The organism is Candidatus Hydrogenedentota bacterium, assembly GCA_018005585.1.
Classification (GTDB): domain Bacteria; phylum Hydrogenedentota; class Hydrogenedentia; order Hydrogenedentales; family JAGMZX01; genus JAGMZX01.
In genome coordinates this window covers 1-8,312 of record JAGMZX010000199.1, presented here as the reverse complement: position 1 = coordinate 8,312, position 8,312 = coordinate 1, and the positions used below count along the sequence as shown (strand labels likewise).

The 8,312-nt window shown below is 63.2% G+C and carries 2 protein-coding genes; both read left to right on the top strand.

Annotation, left to right across the window (positions count from 1 at the left end):
* Positions 1 to 294: 294 nt before the first annotated feature.
* Positions 295 to 6,870, top strand: a complete 6,576-nt coding sequence (locus KA184_21795) for a proprotein convertase P-domain-containing protein (protein MBP8132221.1) — start codon at positions 295 to 297, stop codon at positions 6,868 to 6,870.
* A 206-nt stretch (positions 6,871 to 7,076) separates the two neighbouring features.
* The coding region (locus KA184_21790) for a hypothetical protein (GenBank protein MBP8132220.1) at positions 7,077 to 8,312 on the top strand (1,236 nt) is incomplete at its 3' end.

Sequence of the window (8,312 nt, the reverse complement as noted above, 5' to 3'; positions counted from 1 at the left end):
TGTTGTCCGCACGACAGCGACTACGCGCCTTCCGGCCCGGACTGGCAGATCAAACTGACAGAACTGTTGCGCCTGATCCAGTTTTACAATTCCGGCGGATATCACTACTGCCCGGCGGACGGTACTGAAGACGGTTTCTGCCCCGGACTGATTTGAGCCAGCGCTCCCCCGCAGGCGGGGAGCACAGGAAGGATCTACGTAGAATCAGACGGATGTAACGCCGGTTTTCTGGTGCGAGCAGGTGGTTCTTGAGGAAAGGCCGGGACAATCGGCGCAAGTCAAGGAGTGTGTGCCATGTGGACCATGCGGAGTCTCGTAGTGTTCCTGATGCTCGCGGTGTCGTTTGCGTGCGCAGTTGCGGCGGCGCAGGGCGCGGCAGGCGGCCCCCCGGAAGACGAGGTGAAGCTGACGGAATGGCGCGGGATGCCGCGTCCCGTGCGCGTGCCGCCGGTCTACACGGGCGTGAACCGCATCGAGCGCCTGCCTGGTTCGGAAGTGAAGGGGGCTGCCCGCGCCGGCAAGGCCGCGCCGCGCCTGGCCCTGATGGTCGAGCATGACATCCGCTTGGCTATTCCCGATGCATTGACGCAGTTCCAGGACGACCTGGCGGCGGACGGCTATACGACGTTTGTCGTCGACGTATGGGGCGGCCTGCCGGGTTTCGTGCGCGAAACGCTCCAGGACGCCCATGCGGAAGCGGACTCGCTGGCGGGCGCGATTCTGATCGGCGACATCTCGCACATCGAATACGAATGCATGCAGGTCAACAACGCAGGCGAATGGGAGCGCGAGACGTTCCCCTGCGACCTCTACTACATGGACATGGACGGCGTGTGGTCGGACACGTTGAACGATCGCGAAGTCGAAGCCGGCAACGGCTTCTTCGATACGTGGACCGAAAGCGGCGGGCGCAGCATCGATATCTGGGTCTCCCGGATTCCGGCGCACGACATGCCGGACCTCGGTACGGAAGCCGACGTGATGACCAGCTATATCACGCGGGCCCACCGGTACCGGACGCAAAACCCGTCCTATGCCGGGATGCTGGTGTACCCCGACGATGACTGGTCCGGTTCTGGGCCGGGCGATATCGACGATGCCGAGCGCGTCTATCACGACTGCCTTGTGACGGGAATCTACGGGCGGAACGACACCACCGGCCCGGACTATATGGCGCGGCTGACGACATGGCCCATGCAGATGGTACACATCCGCTCGCATGGCCATCCCTGGGGACACGGGTTCAGCGCCGTGGACGGCGAGGAGTGGGGGCATGTGGGCGTGGAGAACTATCGCGAAATCGACCCGATGGCCCGTTTCTATTCTTTGTTTGTCTGTTCCGGTTGCGACTATACGGCGCAGAATTTCCTCGGCGGCACGGCGGCGCTGAATCCCGAATCGGGCGGGCTGCTGGCCGTGGGCAGCACGAAATCCGGCGGAATGACTTCCGACACCGAATTCTACTCCGCGCTCGCTTCGGGCGACTGTTTCGGCGATGCGTTTCTGCAGTGGTACAACGCCCTGTCGAACGACCCGAAATGGCGCTACGGCATGGTGCTCATTGGCGACGCGACGCTGAAAGCGAAGCCGGACTACAACGACGATTTCGCCGATGCGCGCATATTCGAGATGGATGTGGAAGACACGGGTTTCTACAGCGCCGTCGAGTATGGAGACAACCGCTGTGCCTCGGCGGAGACAGGCGAACCCGACCACGCCGGACAACCCAGTGCGAAGTCGCTCTGGTGGAAGTACACAGCCCCTGTCACGGGCCGGATGGTCATCAACACCTTTGACACCAACTTCGATACGCAGTTAGCCGTGTATAGAGGCGCCGCGCTCGACTCCCTGGACGTAGTCACGGTGAGTTCGGATTTTGGCGGGGAGCAGAGCCGTGTCGAGTTTAGTGTATTGAATGGCAACACGTACCTGATCGCCGTGGACGGCTCGGAGAGCGAGGACGGCTATATCACGATGAGTTGCATGCTCTATCCCCGTCCTCTGAACGACCAGTTCGCGGACGCTATTGCGCTGACGGGGGAGCGCGGCACGGTCACGGCGTACAATTTCGCGGCGACCGGCCAGTCCGGCGAACCGGTACACAGCCCGGAACCGCACACGGTGTGGTGGCGCTGGAACACGGCGGAACGGAGTCGCGTCTTCTTCGACACGGCGGGCAGCGACTTCGACACGACGCTGGGCGTGTATACCGGCACATCCGTGTCTTCGCTCACGGAAGTGGCGTACAACAATGATGCGTCGAAGGGCAACACCAGCGAAGTCACCTTCATCGCGGAACCTGGCATCTTGTATTCCGTCGTCGTGGACGGCGCCCCCCTCGGGCCGAACGGTCAATTCGGAAACATCATCCTCAATTGGCGTTCGGAATCGGTTCCCGCGACGGACGACTTCGCCGACGCGGGCGGGATTCGCGGCATGAGCGGCGTGGCGCGCTCCAGCAATACCGGCGCGACGAAGGAGACCGGCGAACCGAATCACGCGGGCAACATCGGCGGCAAGTCCGTCTGGTGGATTTTCGACCCGCCGGTCGTGGAACTGGGCGGCACGGGCACCAAGATCACCTTCTCGACGGCGGGCTCGACGTTCAACACGACGCTGGCCGTGTACACGGGCGGCAGCGTGGGCGGCTTGACGCTGGTTGCCTCGAACGACAACTACGGGGGCACGAACCAGAGCCAGGTCTCGTTTCCGATGCAGGGAACGTATTACGCCATCGCGGTGGACGGTTACAATGGCGGCAGCGGCGCGGCATCCGGTGACATCGTGCTTTCGTGGAACGTCAACGACATGTTTGCGGACCGCTTGCATCTGGGTTCCATGGGCTCCGGCGACAAGCCGGGATCGACGAACGCGGCGGGCAAAGAAACGAATGAGCCCGCGCATGCGGACATGGCTGCCGCGACGCGCTCCGTCTGGTACTCGTGGACCGCGCCCACGAATGGCGTGCTCACCGTCGGCTCCGCCTACGGCGCATTCCCGGTTTTCGTCGATGTCTACACCGGCACGACGCTTTCCGCCCTGGAGCGGGTGCCGGACCGGCGCCTGGTGGACGGGCGGCGCGGTGTCACGTGCTGCGTGGAGGCTGGGACCACGTACCAGATCGCGGCCGCGACGGTCGACCCCACGGAATTCATGCTTACGTACAGCGTGTCCGATGCACCCGCAACCCTGGATGTAACCGTATTCACGGGACAAGGCGCCATCGAAGTGAACGGAACGCCGGAGGCGCTGCCCTACAGCGGGTCCTATCCCGCGTGCGACACCGTGGAACTCCGAGGCGTCCCGACCACGCTCGGCTGGAAATTCCTGTTGTGGGCCGGAGACGTCTCGTCCACGGAGAACCCGGTCCTCGTTTCGATGAACGGCGACAAGACCGTTCGCGCGGCGTTCCGCGAGTGCGAAGTGCGTACGCTCATGCTCGACAAACAGGGTGCGGGCACGGTGCGCGTGAACGGCGTCGTGCGCGCGCTGCCGTACACCGGCGAGCTCAACGACGGCGACGTCGTGACGCTGTCGGCGCAGCCCGGCGCCGGATACGCCTTTGGCCGATGGTCTGGGGACACGACTTCTGCTTCCAATCCGCTTACCCTGACGCTGACGCAGGATTACGCGCTGACCGCGGAGTTCTGGCCAGCGCAAATGGTCGCGCTCGCGCCCGTGAAGGACAACACGCTCTACGAGGACAGCCAGGGCCGCTACAGCAACGGCATCGGCCAGTATTTCTTCGCGGGCATGTCGGACGACGCGACGCCGTTGCGGCGGCGCGGTCTCGTCCAGTTCGATGTGGCTGGCGGCCTGCCGGCGGGCGCGCGCATTCTGGACGCGCAGCTCAAGCTGTATCACGAGTATTTGAACGACAATTCGAGCGCGCTGATCATGGTGACGAAACTGGCCCGGCTCTGGGGCGAGGAAGACTCGGACGCGCCGGGCGATGAAGCGGACGGCGCGGATGCGCTGTACGGCGACGCGACGTGGACGCAGCGTCTGAAAAACTCGCAGTCGTGGAGCGCTCCGGGAGGCGATGTTGCGGGCACGACCACGGCGCAGGCGCCGGTCGGCGGCGCGGGCGCGTACACCGTGGCCGCGATGCCGGGCGGTTCGCGCGCCCGTATGATCTCGGACGTGCAGGCGTGGCTGGACGATCCGGAGTCGAACTGCGGCTGGCTGGTGCAGTCGGATGAATCCACCATCACGGGCGTAAAGCGGTTTTGCACGCGTGAGCACCCCGAGGAGGAGAAACGGCCGCGGCTTGTCGTGACATACATCGTCGAACCATCCGGTGAAGGCGAGGGCGAGGGTGAAACCCCGTGTACGGAGTACCCGTGGGCGCAGAGCGCGCCGGAAATCGGCGGCACTTCGATGATTGCGGGCGTGAGCGTAGGCGCTTCGGGCCTCGTCACCGACGTGAACGTCACGGTCAATATCACGCAATACGCCAACAACGAGACTACGCTAAGTCTTGAATCGCCCGCCGGCACGGTGGTGTATCTGGTCAACCAGAACTGCACCGGGGCCAACATGGTCAACACCGTTTTCGACGACGAGGCGCCCGTGTCCATCAACGACGGCGCGGCCCCGTATACGGGCGTGTTCCGGCCTATCGAGCCGCTGTCGGCGTTTGCAGGCGAGCCCGCCATCGGCCCGTGGAAGCTGCATGTGACCGACAGCGCGGTTTCCGGCGAGGATTACGACTTGACGCTGGAAAGCTGGTCTTTGTGCGTGGCCGCGGACGGAGGCGGCGAAGGCGAAGGCGAGGGCGAGCCTGCCTGTGCGCCCTATCCTTCCGTCGACGTGCCCGTCGGGATTGAAACCAGCGGCACGGCCGTTTCTTCGCTGGAGATCTTCGACGCGGGCACGGTTCAGGACGTCAATATGGTCTTCGACATCACCTGCGATCAGGCGTCGTCGCTGGAATTGCGCCTCACGTCGCCGCAGGGGACCGAGATCCTGCTGTTTTCGGAACTGGACCACGGCGGCGAGAATTTCGAGATGACCGAACTGGACGACGAGGCCGCCTTGAGCATTTATGATGGTTACGCGCCCTACAATGGGTCGTACTACCCGCAACAGGCGCTTTCCACCTTTGACGGCGAATCGATGACCGGCGTTTGGGAGCTTTCGGTGCGCGATGTCGGCAATACCATTGGCGCGCTGAACAGCTGGAGGCTGTGCATTCAAGCGGAGTCCGGCGGCGAGGGCGAGGGTGAAGGCGAAGACGGTTGTACGGTGTACAGCGCGGCCGATACGCCGGTTGCCGTTCCGATATCAGGCGGCGCGGCTTCGACCCAGTTCGTGTCCGAGGGAGTCACCGTTGGGGACCTGAACGCGACGGTGAACCTGAACTGCGATGACGCAACACAGGTTTCGCTGTTCCTGGAGTCGCCGGAAGGCATGCAGGTGACGCTTGTCGGAAACGCGCCGGCCGCTGGCAGTCATTTCACCAATACGGTATTTGACGATGAGGCGGGCACAAGCATCTATGACGGCGCGCCACCTTACACCGGGGTGTTCCGCCCGGATGGCCTGTTGTCGGTCCTGGAAAGCACGAACGCGGCGGGCGACTGGACGCTGCATGTGCTGAATAACAGTCTTTTCCCGCTTGAACTGGTCTCATGGAGCATCTGCATCGCGCCGATGTCCGGCGAAGGCGAGGGCGAAGGCGAAGGAGAAGGCGAGACCGGCGTATGCCTGGAAGGCGCGTCCGGCCCCGCGGGAACGCCCTTATTTGTCGCGAGTTTTGATTCCGGCCTGGACGGATTCGAAATCGACAACAGCTTCGGCCTGGCGAACGGGCTCTGGACCCGCACAGACCTGTGTATTGCGGCGGAGCCCGGCCATTCCGGCCCGTTCGCGTTGTATTTCGGCGAAACTTCGCTCTGTTCGTACGACTACGGTGACGCGGAGCAGGGCGTCGTAACCTCCCCCGTGATTGACCTGACGGCGGCCGTAGCGCCGGTCCTGTATTTCACATACTTTCTCGAAACCGAACTGAGCGCGCCCGGCTACGACCACGCGACCGTCGAGTTATCGGCGGACGGCGGTCCGTTCGAGGTGCTGACGGACAACGTCTTTTCGCGTGAGACCCCGCCGCACCTGTGCGACCCGAGCGGCGTCTGGAAACACGCCATGCTTGACCTGAGCGCGTACGCGGGCGCGACTATCCAGGTGCGCTTCGGCTTCAACTCCACCGATGCGAGTAACAATGATTTTGCCGGCTTCGGTCTGGATGACGTTGCGGTTTATGATACCGCTGGAGGCGAAGGCGAGGGCGAAGGCGAGGGCGAGGGTGAAGGGGAAGGCGAAGGGGAAGGCGAAGGCGAGGGCGAGGGCGAGGGTGAAGGCGAGGGCGAGGGCGAGGGTGAAGGTGAAGGTGAAGGTGAGGGCGAGGGTGAAGGTGAAGGTGAAGGTGAAGGTGAAGGTGAAGGTGAAGGAGAAGGAGAAGGAGAAGGAGAAGGAGAAGGAGAAGGAGAAGGTGAAGGTGAAGGTGAAGGAGAGGGAGAGGGAGAGGGAGAGGGTGAAGGCGATGTGTGCGTCGATGAGTGGCACACGGCGGACCAGGATCTCAGCAGCAAGATCGAATTGACCGAGTTGCTGCGCGTGATCCAGTTCTACAATTCGGGAGGGTTCCACTGCGCTGCGAATCCCGGCGACACGGAAGACGGGTACGTGCCCGGTGCGGGCGCTGACCAGACCTGCTGTCCACATGACAGCGACTACGCGCCGTCGGGACCGGACTGGCAAATCAAGTTGACGGAACTCTTGCGGGTCATTCAATTCTACAATTCCGGCGGGTATCACTACTGCCCGGCGGACGGTACGGAAGACGGGTTCTGCCCGGGGCTCGCATAGCATCTTCCCGGTATGTGGCCACGCGACGGGCAAGGCCGGAGTCGCATTGTGAGTCCGGCCGGAGCGCAGGCGGCCGGACCAATTGGTGCGCATGCGCCTTGCACATGAAAGCCGCATGTGGCAATCGCACGTTGCCGAGTGACGAGCAAGCCGGACAGGACGGCGCGGGACCGGGAATGTTTCTCGCGCCGGGGAGACGGTGAGACATGAGTAGTCCGCGAATCCGTTTGTTTCTGCTAGGCATTGTTGCAGCATTCGCGAGCTTGCCCTGCCCGGCAGCCGATGCATGCCCTCAGTTTCAGAATGGAGTGGATTACTGTACCCCCCAATGGCCCGCGCTGACGGAACTCTCGGGTCTTCTGGACAGCCGGCAACACATCGGGGTCTTCTGGGCGCACAATGACAGCGGTGATGCGCCGTGTCTGTACGCCCTTTCGCACACGGGCGAGCACTTGGGCGCGTATCTTCTCGACGGGGCGAGCGCGGTGGATTGGGAGGACATTGCCTTCGGACCGGGCCCGGAAGCGCAACGCGACTACCTTTACATCGGCGATTTCGGCAACAACGGTCTCTACAGAACCTCCTTGGTCATCTACCGCATAGCGGAACCGGAGGTCGACCCGCTGCAGACGCCCCAGGATGTTATCGTGGAAGGCATAGAGGCGTTTCCGTTGGTTTATCCGTTCGCGCCGGCCACCGTTTATGACTGCGAGACCCTGTTGGTCGACCCGGTCCTCGGGGATATCTACTTGATAACCAAGGACAGTTCCAATCCGCAGGTGGAAGGCGGCTTGTGCCATATTTTTCGGAAAGCCGCGCCACACACGCCTGGCGTTGAGGCCGTGCTGGAAGAGGTTGGGACCTTGTTTTTCGATAGAGGGGCCACCGGAATGACTACGGCGGGGGACGTGTCGCCCGAGGGCGGTGAAATCCTGATTCGCACCTATTACATGGTGCATCTATGGGAGCGGCTTCCAGGCGAGATGCTTCACGAAGCGCTGTTCCGCCCATCTTGCCCTGTGCCACTGGTATTCGAAATCCAGGGTGAAGCCGTGGCCTTCGCGGCCGACGATACAGGTTATTTCACCGCAAGCGAGGCGTATACATACGGCATACAGCCGGTACATTTCTTCGAACGAATGCCAGCCGGTGAAGGGGAGGGCGAAGGCGAAGGCGAAGGTGAAGGCGAGGGTGAAGGCGAAGGCGAAGGTGAAGGCGAGGGCGAAGGTGAAGGCGAAGGTGAAGGTGAAGGCGAGGGCGAAGGTGAAGGCGAAGGGGAGGGCGAAGGCGAGGGCGAAGGGGAAGGCGAGGGCGAGGGTGAAGGCGAGGGCGAGGGTGAAGGCGAGGGCGAGGGTGAAGGGGAAGGCGAAGGGGAAGGGGAGGGGGAAGGTGAAGGCGCGGGCGAGGGCGAGGGGGGGGGCGAGGGCGACGGGGAGGGCGAG